This is a genomic window from Microcoleus sp. K5-D4 (genome assembly GCF_036704575.1).
Taxonomy (GTDB): domain Bacteria; phylum Cyanobacteriota; class Cyanobacteriia; order Cyanobacteriales; family Microcoleaceae; genus Microcoleus.
In genome coordinates, this window is record NZ_JAUBSD010000074.1 from 1 (window position 1) to 17644 (window position 17644).

Annotated in this window: 20 protein-coding genes; 7 read left to right on the forward strand and 13 right to left on the reverse strand. The window is 43.5% G+C overall.

Going from position 1 to position 17644, the window contains the following annotated elements; translation table 11 throughout:
- Nucleotides 1-25: 25 nt before the first annotated feature.
- Complete coding sequence (locus QUA77_RS20820; RefSeq protein ID WP_333452219.1) at nt 26-385, reverse strand: hypothetical protein; 360 nt, start codon at nt 383-385, stop codon at nt 26-28.
- A 117-nt stretch (nt 386-502) separates the two neighbouring features.
- Complete coding sequence (locus tag QUA77_RS20825; RefSeq protein WP_333452222.1) at nt 503-1498, reverse strand: hypothetical protein; 996 nt, start codon at nt 1496-1498, stop codon at nt 503-505.
- A 53-nt stretch (nt 1499-1551) separates the two neighbouring features.
- On the opposite strand from QUA77_RS20825, the gene QUA77_RS20830 reads away from it, so the two are divergent.
- Nucleotides 1552-1836: a hypothetical protein gene (locus QUA77_RS20830; protein WP_333452224.1), complete on the forward strand. Its 285-nt coding sequence runs from the start codon at nt 1552-1554 to the stop codon at nt 1834-1836.
- A 3-nt stretch (nt 1837-1839) separates the two neighbouring features.
- On the opposite strand, the gene QUA77_RS20835 is transcribed toward QUA77_RS20830, so the two are convergent.
- The 4 genes from QUA77_RS20835 to QUA77_RS20850 form a co-directional block, all read right to left on the reverse strand.
- Nucleotides 1840-2358 carry a C39 family peptidase gene (locus QUA77_RS20835; RefSeq protein ID WP_333452226.1) on the reverse strand — a complete coding sequence of 173 codons (519 nt, stop codon included), beginning with the start codon at nt 2356-2358 and terminating at the stop codon, nt 1840-1842.
- A gap of 337 nt (nt 2359-2695) precedes the next feature.
- On the reverse strand, nt 2696-3307 hold the full coding sequence (locus QUA77_RS20840; RefSeq protein WP_333041473.1) for a type II toxin-antitoxin system PemK/MazF family toxin: 612 nt from the start codon (nt 3305-3307) through the stop codon (nt 2696-2698).
- 4 nt (nt 3308-3311) lie between these two features.
- Nucleotides 3312-3854: a type II toxin-antitoxin system antitoxin SocA domain-containing protein gene (locus QUA77_RS20845; RefSeq protein ID WP_333041474.1), complete on the reverse strand. Its 543-nt coding sequence runs from the start codon at nt 3852-3854 to the stop codon at nt 3312-3314.
- Between the two features lie 127 nt (nt 3855-3981).
- Nucleotides 3982-4452, reverse strand: coding sequence for a DUF4079 domain-containing protein (locus QUA77_RS20850; protein ID WP_333041475.1), 471 nt, complete (start codon nt 4450-4452; stop codon nt 3982-3984).
- A 96-nt stretch (nt 4453-4548) separates the two neighbouring features.
- On the opposite strand from QUA77_RS20850, the gene QUA77_RS20855 reads away from it, so the two are divergent.
- Nucleotides 4549-6030, forward strand: a complete 1482-nt coding sequence (locus tag QUA77_RS20855) for an ankyrin repeat domain-containing protein (protein ID WP_333452228.1) — start codon at nt 4549-4551, stop codon at nt 6028-6030.
- Nucleotides 6031-6204: 174 nt separating this feature from the next.
- Here the strand turns inward: QUA77_RS20855 and QUA77_RS20860 are convergent, their stop codons facing one another.
- Nucleotides 6205-7140 carry a 2OG-Fe(II) oxygenase gene (locus QUA77_RS20860; protein ID WP_333452230.1) on the reverse strand — a complete coding sequence of 312 codons (936 nt, stop codon included), beginning with the start codon at nt 7138-7140 and terminating at the stop codon, nt 6205-6207.
- A gap of 341 nt (nt 7141-7481) precedes the next feature.
- A complete protein-coding gene (purH, locus tag QUA77_RS20865) occupies nt 7482-9026 on the reverse strand; it encodes a bifunctional phosphoribosylaminoimidazolecarboxamide formyltransferase/IMP cyclohydrolase (protein WP_333452232.1) in 1545 nt (514 codons plus the stop codon).
- Between the two features lie 475 nt (nt 9027-9501).
- Here purH and QUA77_RS20870 point away from each other — a divergent pair, with 475 nt between their 5' ends.
- Nucleotides 9502-11394 carry a PAS domain S-box protein gene (locus QUA77_RS20870; protein WP_333452235.1) on the forward strand — a complete coding sequence of 631 codons (1893 nt, stop codon included), beginning with the start codon at nt 9502-9504 and terminating at the stop codon, nt 11392-11394.
- A gap of 204 nt (nt 11395-11598) precedes the next feature.
- Here QUA77_RS20870 and glcD read toward each other — a convergent pair whose 3' ends face one another.
- The 3 genes from glcD to QUA77_RS20885 form a co-directional block, all read right to left on the reverse strand.
- Nucleotides 11599-13074, reverse strand: coding sequence for a glycolate oxidase subunit GlcD (gene glcD, locus QUA77_RS20875; RefSeq protein ID WP_333452237.1), 1476 nt, complete (start codon nt 13072-13074; stop codon nt 11599-11601).
- A 73-nt stretch (nt 13075-13147) separates the two neighbouring features.
- Nucleotides 13148-14032 (reverse strand): DUF6671 family protein, encoded by an 885-nt coding sequence (locus QUA77_RS20880; protein ID WP_333452239.1) that lies wholly within the window; start codon nt 14030-14032, stop codon nt 13148-13150.
- An 89-nt stretch (nt 14033-14121) separates the two neighbouring features.
- Complete coding sequence (locus QUA77_RS20885) at nt 14122-14514, reverse strand: transporter (protein ID WP_333041483.1); 393 nt, start codon at nt 14512-14514, stop codon at nt 14122-14124.
- 123 nt (nt 14515-14637) lie between these two features.
- Between QUA77_RS20885 and QUA77_RS20890 the strand changes: the two genes are divergently transcribed.
- The 4 genes from QUA77_RS20890 to QUA77_RS20905 all read left to right on the forward strand — a co-directional run bounded on the left by QUA77_RS20890 (nt 14638) and on the right by QUA77_RS20905 (nt 16992).
- The gene (locus QUA77_RS20890; protein ID WP_333452240.1) at nt 14638-15849 is read left to right on the forward strand and encodes a glycosyltransferase family 2 protein; all 1212 of its coding nucleotides are present in this window, start codon (nt 14638-14640) and stop codon (nt 15847-15849) included.
- Nucleotides 15850-16037: 188 nt separating this feature from the next.
- Entirely contained in the window at nt 16038-16172 is a 135-nt protein-coding gene (locus tag QUA77_RS20895) for a hypothetical protein (RefSeq protein ID WP_333041485.1), read from the forward strand.
- Between the two features lie 187 nt (nt 16173-16359).
- Nucleotides 16360-16623 (forward strand): hypothetical protein, encoded by a 264-nt coding sequence (locus QUA77_RS20900; RefSeq protein ID WP_333452242.1) that lies wholly within the window; start codon nt 16360-16362, stop codon nt 16621-16623.
- A 3-nt stretch (nt 16624-16626) separates the two neighbouring features.
- Nucleotides 16627-16992, forward strand: a complete 366-nt coding sequence (locus tag QUA77_RS20905) for a type II toxin-antitoxin system VapC family toxin (RefSeq protein ID WP_333063222.1) — start codon at nt 16627-16629, stop codon at nt 16990-16992.
- 103 nt (nt 16993-17095) lie between these two features.
- Here QUA77_RS20905 and QUA77_RS20910 read toward each other — a convergent pair whose 3' ends face one another.
- Together QUA77_RS20910 and QUA77_RS20915 are read right to left on the reverse strand one after the other, a co-directional pair.
- On the reverse strand, nt 17096-17308 hold the full coding sequence (locus QUA77_RS20910; protein ID WP_333041488.1) for a type II toxin-antitoxin system HicB family antitoxin: 213 nt from the start codon (nt 17306-17308) through the stop codon (nt 17096-17098).
- Entirely contained in the window at nt 17292-17567 is a 276-nt protein-coding gene (locus QUA77_RS20915; RefSeq protein WP_333041489.1) for a type II toxin-antitoxin system HicA family toxin, read from the reverse strand. The genes QUA77_RS20910 and QUA77_RS20915 overlap by 17 nt, the downstream gene beginning before the upstream one ends.
- Between the last annotated feature and the right edge of the window lie 77 nt (nt 17568-17644).

Consider the following 17644-nt stretch of genomic DNA (forward strand, 5'->3'; position numbering starts at 1 on the left):
CTTTTCTTGTTTTATTGACCCTACATTAGATTCTTCTGAGTCCTTGTGTCAAGCCTAATTGAGATGCTCTTACCCTGGTGATAATACCTGTGCGAAACGCCTTGCCAGGTAACTCGGTTACGACTGTATCAAGTTTAGGCAAAGCAACGATCAATCGAGAAGTTTTGCGTTTAGTTCCTACCTTATAAGAAACCTTAACAGAGCCGATAACTCCCTTTTTGACTCCTTCTACCGTAGTCTCGCTGCTAGCGCCATCAGGAGGAGAGCCAGCAAGTTTGGTGGCACCTACGATAGGAGCAATTACAGTATCGTAAGTTGTATCGTCTAAACGCATTAACAATACACCTGTACCCGCCCTTTCGACCGTAAACGAGGCTAATGCCATAATCAAACATCCTTTAAAAAGATGTTTTTAATATAACTCTAACTTTTTAGATGTAAATCCCTAAGCACACACCCAAAATTACCGTCAAACCTATATAGGTTTGCACAAGTCCACACTCTAATTTTTGTACATTAATGCTGTACCTTGCACCAAAGGAATACTAGAGCCTACTTTAGGCAGCCACAAATCAGCCCGACTAAAGATTACAGTGTCAGTAGGTCTAAACTCGTCTGCATCCCATTCTTGCCCTAATAATTTTTTAGTTGGCTTACCCGGTGCAAATTTTTTAGCTGGTTCTGTGTTTCCACTAAAATTAAATCCTAACGGGTCTACTTTTTTGCCCACAGCAGTCAACATAGCCGCAAAAAGCTTTTTTCCTTCATTTTCATTTGTACAGTATGCCCAACCTTCTAAACCTTGTAGCCGTGCAATTACGCCAGTGTAGCTAATAACGTTTTTACCTTTGTCCCATTTATATAAATCTGGCAAGGCAAAAGTATTTAAAATACCTTTTGCCCATTTACTAACATCACCAGGTTTTATAAGCTGAGCTAAACCAAAATCTACTACAGATTGGTCATCGGTAAAACCGGGCATTCTAATATACTTAATTCCGCGTGTAGGACTTTTACGAGTTCCATCGGCACGTTTTTTTGTATCGTCATAAGATTGATAAAAAGTTAATTTGATTAATGGGAACCCTTTTAAAGGTGGTTTAGAATTTTTACCAGATAAACAATCTACACCAGCAGCGATTTGAAAATGTTCTATTTGTACAATTTGGTTAATGATTTGTGCATCCGTACCAGAACACATAAAGCTAACTTTTGGATTTTTTTTGTTAGGTATGTATTCAATTGACTTTACGCCACCATTTTTGCGAGATGGTGTAATTTCAATATAAGCAGGACGTTCACCTACTTTCCGCCATTCTTTGATTTTAAAATTTGACTTTTTATCGTCTCGCTCATTATATCCTTCTTCCCAATGTTCCCACCATTCTTTAAAGTCCACACCGCCAGTGCTTAGCATTTGCTGCATAGCAAATAACAAGCTTGGTTCGTTAGCGTCTAATTTTAAGTCGGCTACACGAGGCTTTTTGTTTGTTGCCATAAAGTTAGCTCCTGAGTTAAACTTGAATTATTACTGTATTTTTCAATAAAATTATGGCACCTGTCAACGCGGACATGGTAGATACTATTATTAAAATTGGCGGTTTTTTAGGAGCGTGTTATGTATGTTTTCAACTACCTACTACGGTATTTAAGCGGTTAAGTATTATATTTAATCGACAAATGGCACTGATGGGATTGTTTATATCTTTATCGGGAAGGGTTACAGACATAGAAAATGTTTTAGCCAAAAAAATAGGGTATAGACCCGGTGGAACCATACAAGAAATAGAAGCGGCATTTAAAAAACAGTTTGAAAGCGAGGATACAGGGTTTTAATTATTATTTAGAGATAAAATGCACCCAAAATTGATTGTCTGTCATGCAAGTGCGGCGTATTAAATCATAACTGTAAAGTAAATGGGCTCCTGGCAAGTCGTTTCGATATCCTGAGTCAAAATACTCTCCCCATGGATCGTGTATGTAAAGCCCTTGTCGGTCAAATCCTGTACCGACTACGATGTGACCAGCCTCAGTGAAATATCCGTGAATTACTACACCGTTAAAGGTTAGTAAGTGTTTTTTTACCTCCTCTATAGTGGCGTTATCCTTAAATGTGTCTTTGAGTCCGTATTGTCGCACAACACGTGCTAAATCTTGGGGTGAGTGACGGCTTAACCCTGTATCTCGCATATGTGCCGTCAATTCATCCTCTAATTGTAAAGAGGGATTTTTGCGTTTAACACCTAGCCCTTCCATTAGCATTGCAATGCTGGTAGTGTTACACGTTCCGCTAGGATGCAGCCGATTATCAATTTGTGACTTGTAGGGAATGTTTAATCTTATACAGTCAATGTTCATGATGGTTGGACGTAATCTATGCAAATTAATCCTAGCAAATGTGAATTTTGTTTTTAGCTAGAGGTTAAACGATGTAACGGCATTATTAATGCAAATTTAATGCAATTTCGGTATACTTGTTTTTAAACCTTTGATAGATAGGACTTTCCGACATCATACAGAGGTCTGCAAAACCTCCACCCCCAGTTCAAATCTGGGTGCCGCCTTTTTTAATTTTTTTTGTGAGATGTGGCTAAATGCCGTTTGGACAATCGAGAAGGTTAACAGGATATAGCGAGAGTGCTCAAGTCCACTGCAAAAACCTTCTTGACCTCTACGATCTATTACTACTCATTGACTACGATCGCAAATCGTCGATCAGTTTTTCTATGGCCATACTTTTTGTGGTTTCCTCTGGCAGATAATTAAACACTTTCTGTAAAAGTTCTATAGACGCATTTTCAATAAACCAATCTTCACCCGGATTATCCCCAAGATTTAAAAAATACTTTAAACGTTCCTCTATCGCTTCCTTATCTGCTTTATCCAGTTGTCCAACTCGCTTAAGCCAATCCCCTTCCGAGTCTTTAAAACAATTAGCATCAACAGTACATATCTGATGCACTAGAGCGAAGGAATTCTTATCAAGACCATTTGTGCTTGTAGAATTAATCGGATATACAGTTGGCAAACCTTTATAGGTTTCTTGTGAAGTCAACGGAATCAGCGTCAAAGTTTGGATGTATTTAGAGTCATCTTGAAATTGGTCACTTGTCCAAACGATATAAGGATGCTCTCCCCGAAAAACCCGACTCGAATTAATCACCTGAGTGCAAGAAATTGTCTTGCATTCAATCTCCCCTGGTTGATTTATCTCATAAATATGATGATGACCGAGTTTGCAACGAAGAGATACTCTATAGGGATTGATAAAATAAATCCAACCTTGACGCGGTTTTTGTCCAGCCACTCGCTCACCCCAATTCACTCATTAACTTTTCTCTTTCTTTGTAGAGATTAAGTCTCACCTTTTCCTCTGGTTCGTGGCTATATTTAACCTCAAGCATGGGAGCAGTGCTATAGACATAATCTAGTAACTGCTTCAGTTTATCATCTCCTGCACCAGCCCATTCTCTCCTGATGTTGTCAAGCATGAGCTTCAGACCTAAAGGTAACTTTAAATCATCCACATTACCAGCTCCCTCACCAAGTCTGATGAATATACTGTCTCCCTGAGATTCTTGAAAAATCTCTTTGCCATTCATTTGATTTAAAGCAGCGTCTATGCCTTCATTCCAAGGCCCATAGTAATAATAACGCCAATCTAAATCAGTAAGCTGCTTGTTTGTCCATTTGACAGCATAAAGATCTGCTAAATACAAAAACTTGATTAATTGCGTTTTTGTAATATAGCCTTTTGTTGCGTAGACAAAGTATTTGATCAGGTTTTCTAGCATGGCTTTCCTTCTTTGAATTTGAAAAAGCTCCCTAATTAATCTTATAATTTGTTCGCTCAATTTAACTTTATTCTATTATATCATCCAAAGGAAAGCTTGGCTATTAAACAACTAAAAAAATCCGACTTTAATTGCTAATCACTAATCGCGCTAAGGCAATTAGCAATTAGCAATCTTACCCAAACGATCACATTTTACTGATAATTCTTTGCAGGATTTCCACGCCTGATACCGCTTGCCAGCCAAACAGCCCTAACAGCACAATATTCAGAAAGATGTGAGTGTTTCTCGCCCAATCACTGCCTTTTTGCATCAAAGGAGTCAGCGAGGCTGCGATCGCAATTATTGCCGTCATTCCCAACCCTGCTAGCAAGTGCGGCCCCACAAATAGCTTGCCGTTGTTGATGTAGGTGACGGCCATCCCGCCCACTGCACCTGTTACCATCAAGGCTAGCAGCAAAGAACCCATCTGGTGATGCTTGATGTTGAATTTGCCCTTAATTAACTCTTTTTTGACTTCGCCTTCGGCGCTTCTGGTACGGCGGATTTGCAGGCCGAGATACAAAGCATAAAATGAGATGGCCAGCAGTACCCACATTAAAACTGGGTGGAAGAATTGGCTCCAAACTTTCACTGACTGAGGAATTTCGAGATTCATAGTGTTCTGAGGATTAGCAAACATACTTCATAAAACTTAGCATACCAGTCAGGCCGTCTCGTGCGACGGTAAAAATATACGGTATGAGAGACTATTATGGCTGCCACTAAACAAGACGCTGTATTGATTCAAGCCGCCAAGACTGGCAACATTATTCACGTCCAAGCTTTACTCGCTAAGAATGTTAACGCTAACGCCAAAGACTCTGAGGGGACGACGGCTTTGATGTTTGCGGCCCAAAAGGGCTATACAGAAATCGTGCGTAGTCTACTAAACAATGACGCTAATGTCAACCAGGTGAGCAGGCGTTTTGGGCTGACGGCTTTGATGCTGGCGGCGGCTCACAAACAGGCTGACTCTGTGCGGCTGTTGCTGGCTGCAGGTGCTGATGTTAATGCTAAAAATGATGATGGAAGTACGGCTTTGATGGCGGCTTGTCTGAAGGGCGATATCAATGTTGTGCGGATGTTACTTGATGCTAATGCTGATGTAAATGTGCGAGATAAAGATGGAGATTCTGCTCTGAAAATAGCTGCTTTATCGGGTCATGAAGCTGTTGTAAAAGCTTTGGTGGATGCGGGTGCTGTTGCTGACAATTATATGCTGTTTTTAGCTGTCCGTCAAGGAAGCGCTGAAATTGTGCGAATTTTGCTCAAGTGTGGGGCGGATGCTAATGTTAAAAATCTAGAGAGCAAAACTGCTTTGATGCTGGCTGCGACGGCGGGAAATTTGGCGGTTGTCGAGGCGCTGTTGGCTGCTGGTGCTGATGTCGAAATTCCCGACAAAAACGGAGAAACTGCTTTAACTTTGGCTGCGGATGCCGGCAATACTGATGTGGTGCAAACTTTGCTTGGTGCGGGTGCTAATGCGAATGTGAAAAATGGAGATGGGGGCACGGCTTTGATGGCCGCTGCTGCTGGGGGAAATGCGGCGATCGCCCATATCTTACTCGATGCTGGCGCCGATATCAACGCTAAGGATAAAGATGATGAAACTGCTTTGAATTTTGCGGTGATTGAAGGCTGCGAAGATGTGGTGGAATTGCTATTAAACCGAGGTGCTAGTGTCGGTTCGAGAAATCGGTTGGGCGATACGCCTTTACTGGTGGCGGCTGTTCACGGCCATAGTGCGATCGTATCGGCTTTGCTGCAAAAAGTAAACTCAAATCGGGCTGATTTTCTGAATGCTAAAAACTTTGGGGAGACGGCTTTGACGCTGGCTGCGTTTCACGGACATACCGAGACGGTGAAGGCTTTGCTTGACGGCGGTGCCGATCCCAATATCCCGGCGGATTTGGGGAAAACGGCTTTAATGAAGGCGTGCGATCGCGGCTATGTGGCGATCGTCCAATTATTAGTCGAAAAAGGTGCGGATGTCAACTTGCTAGATGATTCGGGCGCAACCGCTGTAATGTGGGCAGCACATCGGGGTTATGCTGAGGCAGTAACAATTTTAATTGATGCGGGTGCAGAACTAAACCACAAAAATCCGGGAAATTATACAGCTTTAATGCTGGCTGAGTATAAGGGTTATTCCACTGTGGTGAAATTGCTCAAAAGTGCTGGAGCACTGGAGTAAGAATGAAATCGTTTTGAGTAAGGTAATTCTGTCATTCTGAGCGTAGGCGGGAAGTGAAGAATCTCACATATCGGGACTTACGCATTGTAACGGTGTGGCAATAATTTGAGATTCTTCGCTTCACTCAGAATGACAAAATTCGGTGATTAGTGCGTCCAGGACTATGAATTAACCTCAGTTTGCTTTGCGTACCCAGCCGTTAATAGTAAAGCGGCTATCAGCAAAAGCTTTTGAGGGACAGCTAACTCGCAAAACTTCGTGCATATAGCGACTCAGAAAAAATACTATGCTGTTATTGCGAGGTTCAACAGTTCTGAATGTCTTATCCGCAACATAAAAATTGTTCTCGATTTTGCTGTCATAAATCTGCAACTCGCCACCTGAAAAACCCTTGGGTTCTCGATAGAAATAGTAAACGTAAGTAAAAAATCGGCTGGCGGTATCTGGCGAGCCACTGTCGTTGTGAAGTTTATAAAAGTTGTTGTCATTGTGCATGGTTAGCTGAGCTTCTATCTCACCCAGGGGAAAAGACGGAATATTTAAACTTTTCAGCACGTCGGGGAGAATTGCTTTGATGCGATTAACCATCAGTTCCGAAAATTCGGGGAACGAGTGGAGTACCATCGAACGGCGGTAATCTTCGGCATTGGTTGAGGTGCTGGTACTCACAAATTCTGATTCTTTTGCTAAGACATATTTAAGGAGTTTGTTCTTTTCGGCAGGGGTCAAAAAGTTGTCTATTTGGGCGTAGCGAGAGATTAAATCGTCATTTACAGGCGGCGCAGGGGCGGGAATTTCTGTGGCTGGAATTTCTACGGGAGTTGCAGGCTGCTGCGGTTGCAGTTGCTGCAAGTAAATTGGGGGTTCTGTGACTAATCCGACTAGGTGTTCGGCGGGAAAAAAAAGGGTGGAACGCCCGTCGTCTATGGGGATTTGAAATAAGGGCGAAAAACCCAGTGTTTGTTGGGTGCGATCGACTAATGTTTTGATCAGGCTGTGGAATAATGGTGTATCAGATTTGAGCGTGACGGTGCATTGATGTCCGCCAGTGAGCAGGATTTTGACTTTTACGTCTTCAGGTTTAATTTGCGGTTGAATTGTGCTAGTCATAATTTTTGAAGGACGCAACTGGGAATTTGGTACGACATAACAGTGTTGATTGGTGTCATAGCCTTCCAGATCCCCCCTAACCCCCCTAAAAAAGGGGGGGACAAGAGTGTAAAAGTTCCCCTTGTTAAGGGGGAGACAAGAGTGTCAAAGTCTCCCGTCTTAAGACGGGACAGGATTCTTCTCAAAGTCCCCCTTCTTAAGGGGGATTTAGGGGGATCTAGACTCGGGGAGAAACGAGATTTATGAAAGCTTTTCGACTTAAGTTGACACCCGCGAACACTATTGTATCCCTACAATATGGTACACAATCGAGAATTGCTAGGCATAATTCCTAACAAAAACTAATGCAAGAAGTGGCGGATATCAGTGAAAACCATTGTGATTCCAAGTTGGTTGGCGGCTTCAATGGAATCTCGATCGCGCATACTTCCGCCCGGTTGGACGATCGCAATTATGCCCGCCTCAGCCGCAGTTTTGACTGAATCATCGAAGGGGAAGAAACCGTCGCTGGCCAAAATCGCTCCTTTGCTCTTCTCTCCTGCTTGTTCCAATGCTAGTTTAACTGAGCCGACGCGATTCATTTGTCCGGCGCCGACACCGATTGTAGTGCGATCGCGCGTCACAACGATCGCATTAGATTTGACGTGTTTCGCTACTTTCCAAGCAAACAGCAATTCTTCCAACTCTGCCGCCGTCGGCTGTTTCTCAGTAACAACCCGCCATTTGCTAGTTTCTTCTACTACATTATCTGAGTCTTGCACCAGCAAACCGCCTGCAATAACTTTAACAGTTTGTGGCGGGCCTTGAGTCAAATCTGGCAAAATTAATACTCGAACTTTCGCCTTTTTCTTGATAATTTGTTCGGCTTCTGGTTCGCACCCCGGCGCGACGATACATTCTAAAAATGTTTGAGTTAACGCCGTTGCGGTAGCAGCATCAATGGGGCGATTGAGGGCGACAATGCCGCCGAAAGCTGAGACTGAATCGGTGTCAAAGGCTTTTTGATACGCTTCAGAAATAGTTGTTCCCAAGGCTGTGCCGCAAGGATTTGTATGCTTCAGAATAGCGGCCGCGGGTGTGTCGGGGAATTCTACGATCAGCCGCCTTGCTGCTTCTAAATCTACTAAATTATTGTAGCTTAATTCTTTGCCTTGCAGGATGGTGCTAGTCGTCCAGCCTGTCGGTGTAGTTCCGCTTTGATACCAGGTGGCGGCTTGATGGGGATTTTCGCCGTAGCGCAGAGTTTGCAACTCTTTTCCTGATAAATTAAACTCGTCTGGTAGCGAAGATTCTTCTGCGGATTGGCTGCTGAGATAATTTGCGATCGCGCGATCGTAATTGGCTGTATGTTTGAAGGTTTCTAGCGCACATCTTTGCCGAAACTCTAAGGAAGCTTCGCCGCCATTTTCCCGCAGTTCTTTTAAATAAGTATTGTACTGTTCTGGGTCGCACAACACTGTCAAATGAGCGTGGTTTTTGGCTGAGGCTCTCAACATTGCCGGCCCGCCGATATCTATCTGCTCAATTGCGTCTGCTAGAGTAACTCCTGGTTTAGAAATTGTCTCTTCAAATGGATACAGATTCACTACAACTAGATCGATCGCCCGAATTTGATTGGCGGTTAAATCTGCGAGGTCTTCCGGTACATCGCGGCGTGCTAAAATGCCACCGTGGATTCGCGGGTGAAGTGTTTTGACTCGCCCTCCCAAAATTTCGGGAGAACCAGTATATTCCGCAACTTTGGTCACTGGGATGCCTGCTTCTTTGAGGGCAGTTGCTGTCCCGCCACTACTAATTATGTCAAATTCAAATTCTTCTACTAGACTGCGCGCTAAGTCGATTAGTCCGCTTTTATTGGATGTGCTCAGAAGTGCTAGACGTGCCATTGGTTTGAAGTTGCGATCGCAAAAATAGATAGGTTATATTCTATATCACATCTGCCTGCAGGGAGATGATTTGGTAAGGGCTAATTATGATTATTTTTGATGATTTAAAGATGAGTCCGCTAATTTTTAACTATATTTTTTTTTCAAATTATATAATAATTTATACTGACCCGTGGCTTCTAAATATTTAGGACTTTTGCGTGGAACGGATTATTTTGTGAGTGGGAGGGGGATTGAAGCCATATATATCCTGCACAATTCCTCTTACTACGTAAGTATTAATGTTGTTGAAATTACTTAATAAAACGTTATAGATAATTATAGGGCGATTACTCAGGAATTTTAACGAAGTTTTAGGATGAATTAGAAAAGTAATGTGCTAGCATCGGGTGTAAATTGCTATCTCCCTAAAATTCCCGGAAAATTGGGCGATCGCAACACATTAATCTAGAAAATAATTGGGTAGGGTAGAAATATGTTTTTTCAAGAAGCCGATCCAGAAAATAAGCTCAGTAATATTAGCAGGAACCATAAAAAAACGGCTCCTAATCTGACCCATAGAACAGAGTACCAACAGATTCCCAAAAAAAGAGCCGAGAATTCGACCGAGGCCAACATTTCCGAAGCTTATAGTCTTAGTCTGTGCGAAATGCAGCAGATGGAGCGAGTAATGGAACAGCTAAAGCAGGATTTGAAAGCTAGCGAATCTCGGTTTCGGAATGTGATCGAGAAAAATGCCGACGGCATCGCAATCGTTAACAAGCGAGGACTTGTCTGTTTTGCCAACCAGTCAGCAGAAGCGCTGTTTAACTGCACGGCAGAGGAACTTCTAGGTCAAGCATTTTTTGGTAATTTAGTAGTAGAAGTTTCAGCTTGCGACCTTGAGATGGCGACGGATATTATCCCCCAAGTTGGAAAAACAGAAGCAGCAGGAACTCGCGTCGTGCAAACAGAAGTTGAAGCTATTCGCAAGCAAAAAGCAAATGCTGTAGTAGAAATGCGGGTGGTGGAAACGGAATGGGACGGAGAAATGGCTTATTTAGCTACGCTGCGGGACATTACCGATCGCAAGCGCGCAGAAGAAATGCTTTGGTTGTACGATCGAGCTATAGCAGCTAGTAGCACCGGATTTACGATTTATGACGCCACTGACCCAGAACATCCAATTATTTATTGCAATCCCGCATTTGAAAGCATGACCGGTTATCGGCGGCAGGAAATTATCGGAAAAAACTGCCGATTTTTGCACGGAAGCGATACAGATCCGGCTGCAGTAGAAATAATTCGCCAAGCCTTGCAAACAGAAAGCGAGTGCAAGGTAATATTAAAGAATTACCGCCAAGATGGAACCGCGTTCTGGAATTGTTTCTCAATATCTCCTGTGCGCGATCGAATGGGCAAATTAACTCATTTTATTGGTGTACAGAGAGACATCACTCAGCGTAAACAAGCCGAAGAAGCCTTGCATAATTCTGAAGCACAAAGCAGAGAACAAGCCGCTCAACTAGCCGCCACACTTAACGAACTCAAAGCCACTAATTCCCAATTAGTTCAAAGCGAAAAAATGTCTAGTTTGGGCTTGCTACTGGCTGGCGTCGCTCACGAAATTAACAACCCAGTCAGCTTCATTTACGGCAATCTCACTCATCTCACAAATTATACTCAAGACTTGTTTCACCACCTCGAACTTTACCAAAAGCATTATCCCGAACCTGTCGCGGAAATTCAACAGGAAAGAGAAGAAAATGAACTCGATTTTTTAGCTGAAGATTTACCTAAAATACTCTCTTCAATGACCGTGGGTGTCGAGCGGATTTGCCAGATTGTGCAGTCGCTGCGGAACTTTTCGCGCCATGACGATTCACAGATGAAACCCGTTAACATCCACGAAGGTATTGACAGCACGCTGTTAATTCTCAATCACCGTTTGAAAGGGAACGGAGAAAAGCCGCCAATTCAAATTGTAAAACAATATGGAGAATTACCGACTGTTGAGTGTTTTGCTGGGCCGATCAATCAAGTTTTTATGAATATTCTCAGCAATGCAATCGATGCTTTAGAAGATGCGAACACTAGAAAAAATTGTCAACAAATACTAGAAAATCCTAGCCAGATTAGGATTAGTACGGAAGTTGTCGGCAATTTTGTAGAAATTAAAGTTGCCGACAACGGCCCGGGAATAACTGAGCAAGTCAAACAGCAGATATTCGATACATTTTTTACTACCAAGCCCATTGGTAAAGGCACGGGAATGGGTTTGTCAATTAGCTATCAAATTATTGTAGAAAGACACAAAGGCGAATTATATTGTACTTCGGAATTGGGCAAGGGCACGGAATTTACTATCAAAATTCCGATCGCACCTTAGCGCAGAATGGGCAATCCGCGCTTTACCAACTTGATATACAGGCAAACAAGCGAGCGGGACGTTCGCACTCCTAAAAAACGAGAAAAATCGTTTTTTCTCGTTACCCGACTCTGGCTGGGAACGCATACTTAGAGGCTTTGCCTCCCCATTGTAGAGAGAATTGTCAGGTGCTTTTCTGCTCACCTTACCCCCCTAAATAACTAATTAAAAAACCTCTGCACCCTCCAACTTCTTAAAAGTTTCAACCTTAGCCCTCGCCGCTTCCCCGCAAGTCTTCGGCGTCGGAAACATCTTCCCCGGATTCGCCAAACCTTTCGGATTAAACACCTGACGTACCCACTGCATCGTCTCCAAATCTACCTCGGAAAACATATCCGGCATAAAACACTTCTTGTCAGCGCCGATGCCGTGTTCCCCCGAAAGACTTCCCCCAACTTTCACGCAAAGCCTGAGAATTTCTCCGCCCAATTCTTCCACCTTTTCCAGCGCACCTTTTACCGAGTTATCGTACAAAATTAGCGGGTGTAAATTCCCGTCTCCGGCATGAAATACATTAGCAATTCGATAACCGTATTTCTCGCTCAAACCCTCAATTTCTTTCAAAACATAAGCCATTTGCGTTCGCGGAATTACGCCATCTTGCACGTAATAATCCGGGCTGAGATGGCCCGCCGCCGCAAAAGCAGCTTTCCGCCCTTTCCAAATTTTTAGGCGCGTTTCCGGGTCGCTGGCCGTGGTGATATTTCGCGCTCCGTTGTGCTTGCAAATATCAGCAATTCGCTGTTTGTTTGTGGCCACTTCCACTTCTAAACCGTCGATTTCTACGAGTAGAATTGCCGCCGCATCGCGGGGATAACATCCAGTTGCCACCACATCTTCCACAGCATTGATGCTGATGTTGTCCATGATTTCCATGCCACCGGGAATAATGCCAGCGCTGATAATATCGGAAACCGATTCTCCTGCTGCTTCGATACTGGCAAAATCGGCCAACAGAACGCAAATCGATTCCGGCGCTTTGAGAATTCGCAGAGTAACTTCTGTAGCGATTCCTAAAGTGCCTTCAGAACCGACAAATACACCAGTTAAATCGTAACCGGGCATTTCGGAAATTTCGCCACCGACATCGACAATAGAACCGTCGGGAAGCACCAATTTTAATCCTAAAACGTGATTCGTTGTGACTCCGTATTTGAGGCAGTGAACCCCGCCTGAATTTTCGGCAACGTTGCCGCCAATCGAACAAACAATTTGACTGGAAGGATCGGGCGCGTAGTAGAAACCTGCGCCGCTAACTGCTTGCGTTACCCAGTTATTAATTACTCCCGGTTGCACGACTACTTGCTGATTTTCTAAGTCTACTTTCAGGATTTTTCGCATCAGGGCAGTGACAATCAGCACGCAGTTTTCTACAGGCAAAGCGCCGCCGGAAAGGCCTGTTCCTGCGCCTCTAGCAACCCAGGGAATTGAGTTGCGATCGCATATTTTGACCACTTGCGCCACTTCCTCCGTAGTTCGAGGCAATACCGCCACGGCGGGGCGCTGGCGGTAGCTGGCGAGTCCGTCGCACTCATAGACAATCAATTCTTCGCGGCGCTGTACGACGCCATTTTTGCCAACTACAGCCTCGAATTCTTTAATAACGGGTTTCCAGTTGCGTTCTGTTTCTACGGCTATCATTAGTGAATTTAATTAGGGAACTATCAATAATATTGTGACAAATTTTACTATTTTTGTGCAATTAATTATTTTTCTAAGGGTTGCAATATTGACAAAGGGAAGGATCGGCAGTCTCTCGACCGTCGGGAAATAGTTTTTCTTTAGTATAACCGCACTTTTTGCATTTATAGATTGCCGATCGCGCTAGCTGAGTCGGAAAATAGCACAGTCCGCAAGGCAATCCGATTTTCGTCTCAGCAATATCGAATCCCGGCCAACCGCACTCCGGGCAGAATTGCTTAAATTTTTTAACTAAATCGAGAGTTGCATTTTCGATGTTTTTCATCCGAGTTGGATTGTACATCGCCCGCATATCTGTTTCGATGTGAACTCGGCCGGTTGACGATTTTTTTAAGCCTGCTGTCACAGCGTCAAAAAGTTGTTTTTCTGTCCTAATGCCCTTGACAATTTCGCCGTTACCGAGTGCAGCGTCGCCAACTATAACCACCAGTGCGTGTTCTGGAAATCCAGCTTTTTTAGCAAAATCATCTGCTTCTTCTATACTGGAAACTAACTCGTGACTGTAGTTAGTTTCAACCGAGAAAGAGTCGCCGATTAGTTCTAGATTGTTGGCTCGATCTAATAAAATTACGATTTCTCTGTTAGCTGGCAGATACGGCATCATTGGGTGAGGGCCGAAAGTACCTTCGCTGGCAAAGGCAAGAGTTTCGCCCGCAATTTCTAGGGCTTTTTGTGCTTTATGGCGAGCCGCTTCTATTTGTGTTCCTAAGCGTTTAACTTCTCTGGTGAAGGTGCCGAAAGTGTCAGTGTTAAGCTCCGCAGGTACTAGGATATTTACACCCAATTCTCGTTCCAAAACGGGAGCCATCACCCGTTCTTTTTGGTGCATGGTAGCAAGAACTGCGGTGCGATCGCTCAATAATTGATTCGGATTCACAGGCTCAGAAATATTAGACATACAGCAGCATCATTTCATAACAGAAGGCTCAAATACACCCTTTGACCTAAGTTATCAATTCAGCACTCCAGCGTCAATCTTAAAAGTCGCTAGTTGCCTCCAGTCACTCCCCCTGCTTGACCTCTGAGTACAAAAATTACTCCCGTCATAATTAGCGCCACGCCTACTAACCGCAGCGGCGGCAAAGGCTCGTGAAATATCAGTTTGCCACCTAAAACAGTAAATAGGTAACTAATTGACAGTAAAGGCGAGACTATGCTAAGGTTGGCCCGCGACAAAACTACAATAAAGCCGATCGAAGAAATTGCATACAAAGAAAGACCACCTACTATCAACGGCTGAGTAGCCATTGCTATAATTTTTTCTATTAAATTAGCAGCGCCAATAGGCCCTAATATTTTAGCTCCTGCCTTGAGACTAAATTGACCTGCTACGCCGCACAATATTGCAGCAAGCAATAACATAAAAACGCTTCTATTCATAAATTTACTAACCTATAGTACAATCAAAAATTGCCGTTCCCAAAAACCTGAAAAACTTTAATTAAGTTTGGTTAGGTTTTATTCACCACTAATATTTTAAGCAGAGGTACGGGAAAATCAAGTATGGTCGATCGCGATCAAGAGTGGAACAAATATATGGCAGAACCGACCAATCCAAGCGGAGAATACACTCTAGAACTATCGATACTCATGCCTTGCCTGAACGAAGCAGAAACTTTAGAAATCTGCATCGATAAGGCGCAGAAGTCCCTGCGCGAACTTGATATTGCCGGCGAGGTCATCATAGCAGACAACGGCAGCACTGACGGTTCTCAAGCTATCGCTACCAGAATGGGAGCGAGAGTCGTGCCCGTAGCAGCCAAAGGCTACGGCAGCGCCCTCATGGGAGGCATCATCGCAGCGCGCGGAGTTTATATTATCATGGGCGATGCTGACGATAGCTACAATTTTTCCAACCTAGGTGCTTTTGTCAACAAATTGCGAGAAGGTTTCGACTTAGTAATGGGAAACCGCTTTCAAGGGGGCATCAAACCGGGTGCAATGCCGCCGCTGCACAAATATTTAGGAAATCCGGTGCTGACATGGGTTGGGCGGCTATTTTTTGCCAGTCCCGTCGGCGATTTTCACTGCGGACTCAGGGGTTTTAGGAGAGACTCTATTTTGAAACTCGACTTGCAAACCACGGGGATGGAATTTGCTAGCGAAATGGTGGTCAAGGCCTCTGTATACAAGCTGCGGATAACTGAAATCCCAACCGTACTTTCTCCCGACGGCCGATCGCGCCCACCGCACTTGCGAACTTGGCGAGATGGCTGGCGGCACCTCCGATTTTTGCTGCTTTACAGTCCTCGCTGGCTGTTTTTGTATCCGGGTACTGCGCTGATGATTTGGGGTCTAATTGTTAGCATTTGGCTGTTGCCCGGTACTCAAAAAATCGGGGGTATCAGCTTTGATGTACACACGCTGCTGTATGGTGCGATCGCAATTATCATCGGTTTTCAAGCAGTCACTTTCGCTTTTTTCACCAAGATTTTTGCCATCAGCGAGAAATTCCTGCCCGAAGACCCCAAACTCAACAAAATATTTCGCTATGTCACTCTAGAGACAGGATTGATTGTCGGAGTCACGCTCATATTAATCGGAATAGTTGGCTCGTTCTTGTCATTAACTATCTGGAGCGAAACGGCTTTCGGTTCTCTCGACCCTTCTAAAACTCTGCGTTTGGTTATTCCCTCGCTCACTTGCCTGACTGTTGGTTTGCAGATGGTTTTGTCGAGCTTTTTTCTCAGCGTGCTGAGCTTGAAGCGTAGGTGATAATATTCAAGGTACTGGCAACATTCCTCAAAACTAAATTTCCATGCAGAGGAAGTTCAGGGCGATCGCAATGCAGGCAATATCGGGGCGATCGCAATGCAGGGAAAATTAGGGCCGCTGGAGCCAAATTTCAGACTATCTGGTATAATCAAACAGCCCGATCTAATAATTTTCAATCGCTATGAACTATGAAAACTCAAGAACTTCGCCAGAAGCTTAAGCAATCCATAGATCGCTTATCTCCTGAACGGCTGCTCGTTGTGGATGATTTCTTAGCTTATTTATTAGCAGAACATGAAAGCAATGAAGCTACGGTGGGATGATTAAAAATTCCCGGTTTTATTGAAGTATTTAATAAAGCCAAAAAAGATGTAGCAGCAGGTAAGGTGACTTCTGTTGAGCAACTTAAACGAAAATACTGATGAAAGTCTAAAGTTTTATTCAGTCGTTCTTAGCTTTGATGTTCAAAATTGTTTTAATAGTAAAAATAAAGAATAGTTGATATTAGCTATGCAGCGAATATTTGAGGCTATATTAAAGGGAAACGTTTTAGAATGGGCTAATGAGGTTCCAACAGAGGGCGATCGCCCTGTCAGAGTTTATGTTATTTTACAAGAAGAGCGATCGACTTTAAGCGCTGAGTTTCGCCGTAAGAGAATAGTTGAAATATTGGAAAAAATTGCAGCTAATAATGTCTTTGCTGAGATTAGCGATCCCGTGGAATGGCAGCGAGATTTGCGTCAAGACCGTCCACTTCCAGGTAGGGGTGAATAATGAATGCTGCTAGACAGTAATATTATTATCTACGCTTCCCAGCCAGAAAACTCGCAGATTAGGCATTTTATTGGCGAAAATGACATAGTTGTATCGGCAATAAGTTACCTTGAAGTCTTGGGTTATCATCGGCTAACTGAAGAGTATAGATTGTACTTTGAGGAATTCTTTGGTGTGGTGGAGGTTGTACCAATTTCTAACGCTGTACTCGATCGCGCAGTGCTGTTGCGAGAGATAAGGGAAATGACACTTGGGGATGCTATTATTGCGGCAACAGCTTTGGTATATGACAGAACTTTAGTAACAAGAAATATAGGGGATTTTCTCTGGATTGCTGAACTCACACTGATTAACCCGTTTGAGGCTTAAGAAAGATGCGCGATTCCCTACCCTTCTGGAACCCCTACGCGAAGATAGCTTTGGTCGCGCGGACTTGGAAAAAAAAGGGCGAGCGCCTGTGATTCTATTTGAACTACGCAAACATCAAGCGACCTTTCGGTTGTGGAATAGGACGACCCAGTGCGTTAGCCGTTTCTATCCACTCCTGCATAATAATTTCTAGATTCTCCAATGACTCCTGATAAGTTTCACCATCAGCAGCACATCCCGGTAATTCAGGTACTTCCGCAATAAATACCTGGTCTTCCTCACTCCAGTAAATGATTACTTCATACTTCATTGTCATCTTGGTTAACCAATTTATATTTCAGAATTACTGCCCGAACTTGCTTTACTTGATAAGCTTTAGCTTTTGATTTATCTGCTTTCTGGGGTTGGAGGTTGATAATTTCTGCGACTCCCTCCTTCGTGAAAATATGGTGACTCCCCTTAATGGTTACCTCAAATCCTAAAATCTGGAGTATTTGACATAAATCGCTAAAGGAAAAATTAGCATCAGATGCACCAAGCATCAGCTTGCCTAGGAGTTTGTTTATTTGAGTCATTAATTTACTTTAATATATTGATTGTTTACTAAAAATTTTATATATAAATATATGATAACACACTAACTAGAGATTTT

Coding starts and splice junctions, on each gene's coding strand:
- QUA77_RS20820 (WP_333452219.1), bottom strand. CDS start 385: ATGGCATTAGCCTCGTTTACGGTCGAAAGGGCGGGTACAGGTGTATTG.
- QUA77_RS20825 (WP_333452222.1), bottom strand. CDS start 1,498: ATGGCAACAAACAAAAAGCCTCGTGTAGCCGACTTAAAATTAGACGCT.
- QUA77_RS20830 (WP_333452224.1), top strand. CDS start 1,552: ATGGCACCTGTCAACGCGGACATGGTAGATACTATTATTAAAATTGGC.
- QUA77_RS20835 (WP_333452226.1), bottom strand. CDS start 2,358: ATGAACATTGACTGTATAAGATTAAACATTCCCTACAAGTCACAAATT.
- QUA77_RS20850 (WP_333041475.1), bottom strand. CDS start 4,452: ATGAATCTCGAAATTCCTCAGTCAGTGAAAGTTTGGAGCCAATTCTTC.
- QUA77_RS20855 (WP_333452228.1), top strand. CDS start 4,549: ATGGCTGCCACTAAACAAGACGCTGTATTGATTCAAGCCGCCAAGACT.
- QUA77_RS20860 (WP_333452230.1), bottom strand. CDS start 7,140: ATGACTAGCACAATTCAACCGCAAATTAAACCTGAAGACGTAAAAGTC.
- purH (WP_333452232.1), bottom strand. CDS start 9,026: ATGGCACGTCTAGCACTTCTGAGCACATCCAATAAAAGCGGACTAATC.
- QUA77_RS20870 (WP_333452235.1), top strand. CDS start 9,502: ATGTTTTTTCAAGAAGCCGATCCAGAAAATAAGCTCAGTAATATTAGC.
- glcD (WP_333452237.1), bottom strand. CDS start 13,074: ATGATAGCCGTAGAAACAGAACGCAACTGGAAACCCGTTATTAAAGAA.
- QUA77_RS20880 (WP_333452239.1), bottom strand. CDS start 14,032: ATGTCTAATATTTCTGAGCCTGTGAATCCGAATCAATTATTGAGCGAT.
- QUA77_RS20885 (WP_333041483.1), bottom strand. CDS start 14,514: ATGAATAGAAGCGTTTTTATGTTATTGCTTGCTGCAATATTGTGCGGC.
- QUA77_RS20890 (WP_333452240.1), top strand. CDS start 14,638: ATGGTCGATCGCGATCAAGAGTGGAACAAATATATGGCAGAACCGACC.
- QUA77_RS20895 (WP_333041485.1), top strand. CDS start 16,038: ATGAAAACTCAAGAACTTCGCCAGAAGCTTAAGCAATCCATAGATCGC.
- QUA77_RS20900 (WP_333452242.1), top strand. CDS start 16,360: ATGCAGCGAATATTTGAGGCTATATTAAAGGGAAACGTTTTAGAATGG.
- QUA77_RS20905 (WP_333063222.1), top strand. CDS start 16,627: ATGCTGCTAGACAGTAATATTATTATCTACGCTTCCCAGCCAGAAAAC.
- QUA77_RS20910 (WP_333041488.1), bottom strand. CDS start 17,308: ATGACAATGAAGTATGAAGTAATCATTTACTGGAGTGAGGAAGACCAG.
- QUA77_RS20915 (WP_333041489.1), bottom strand. CDS start 17,567: ATGACTCAAATAAACAAACTCCTAGGCAAGCTGATGCTTGGTGCATCT.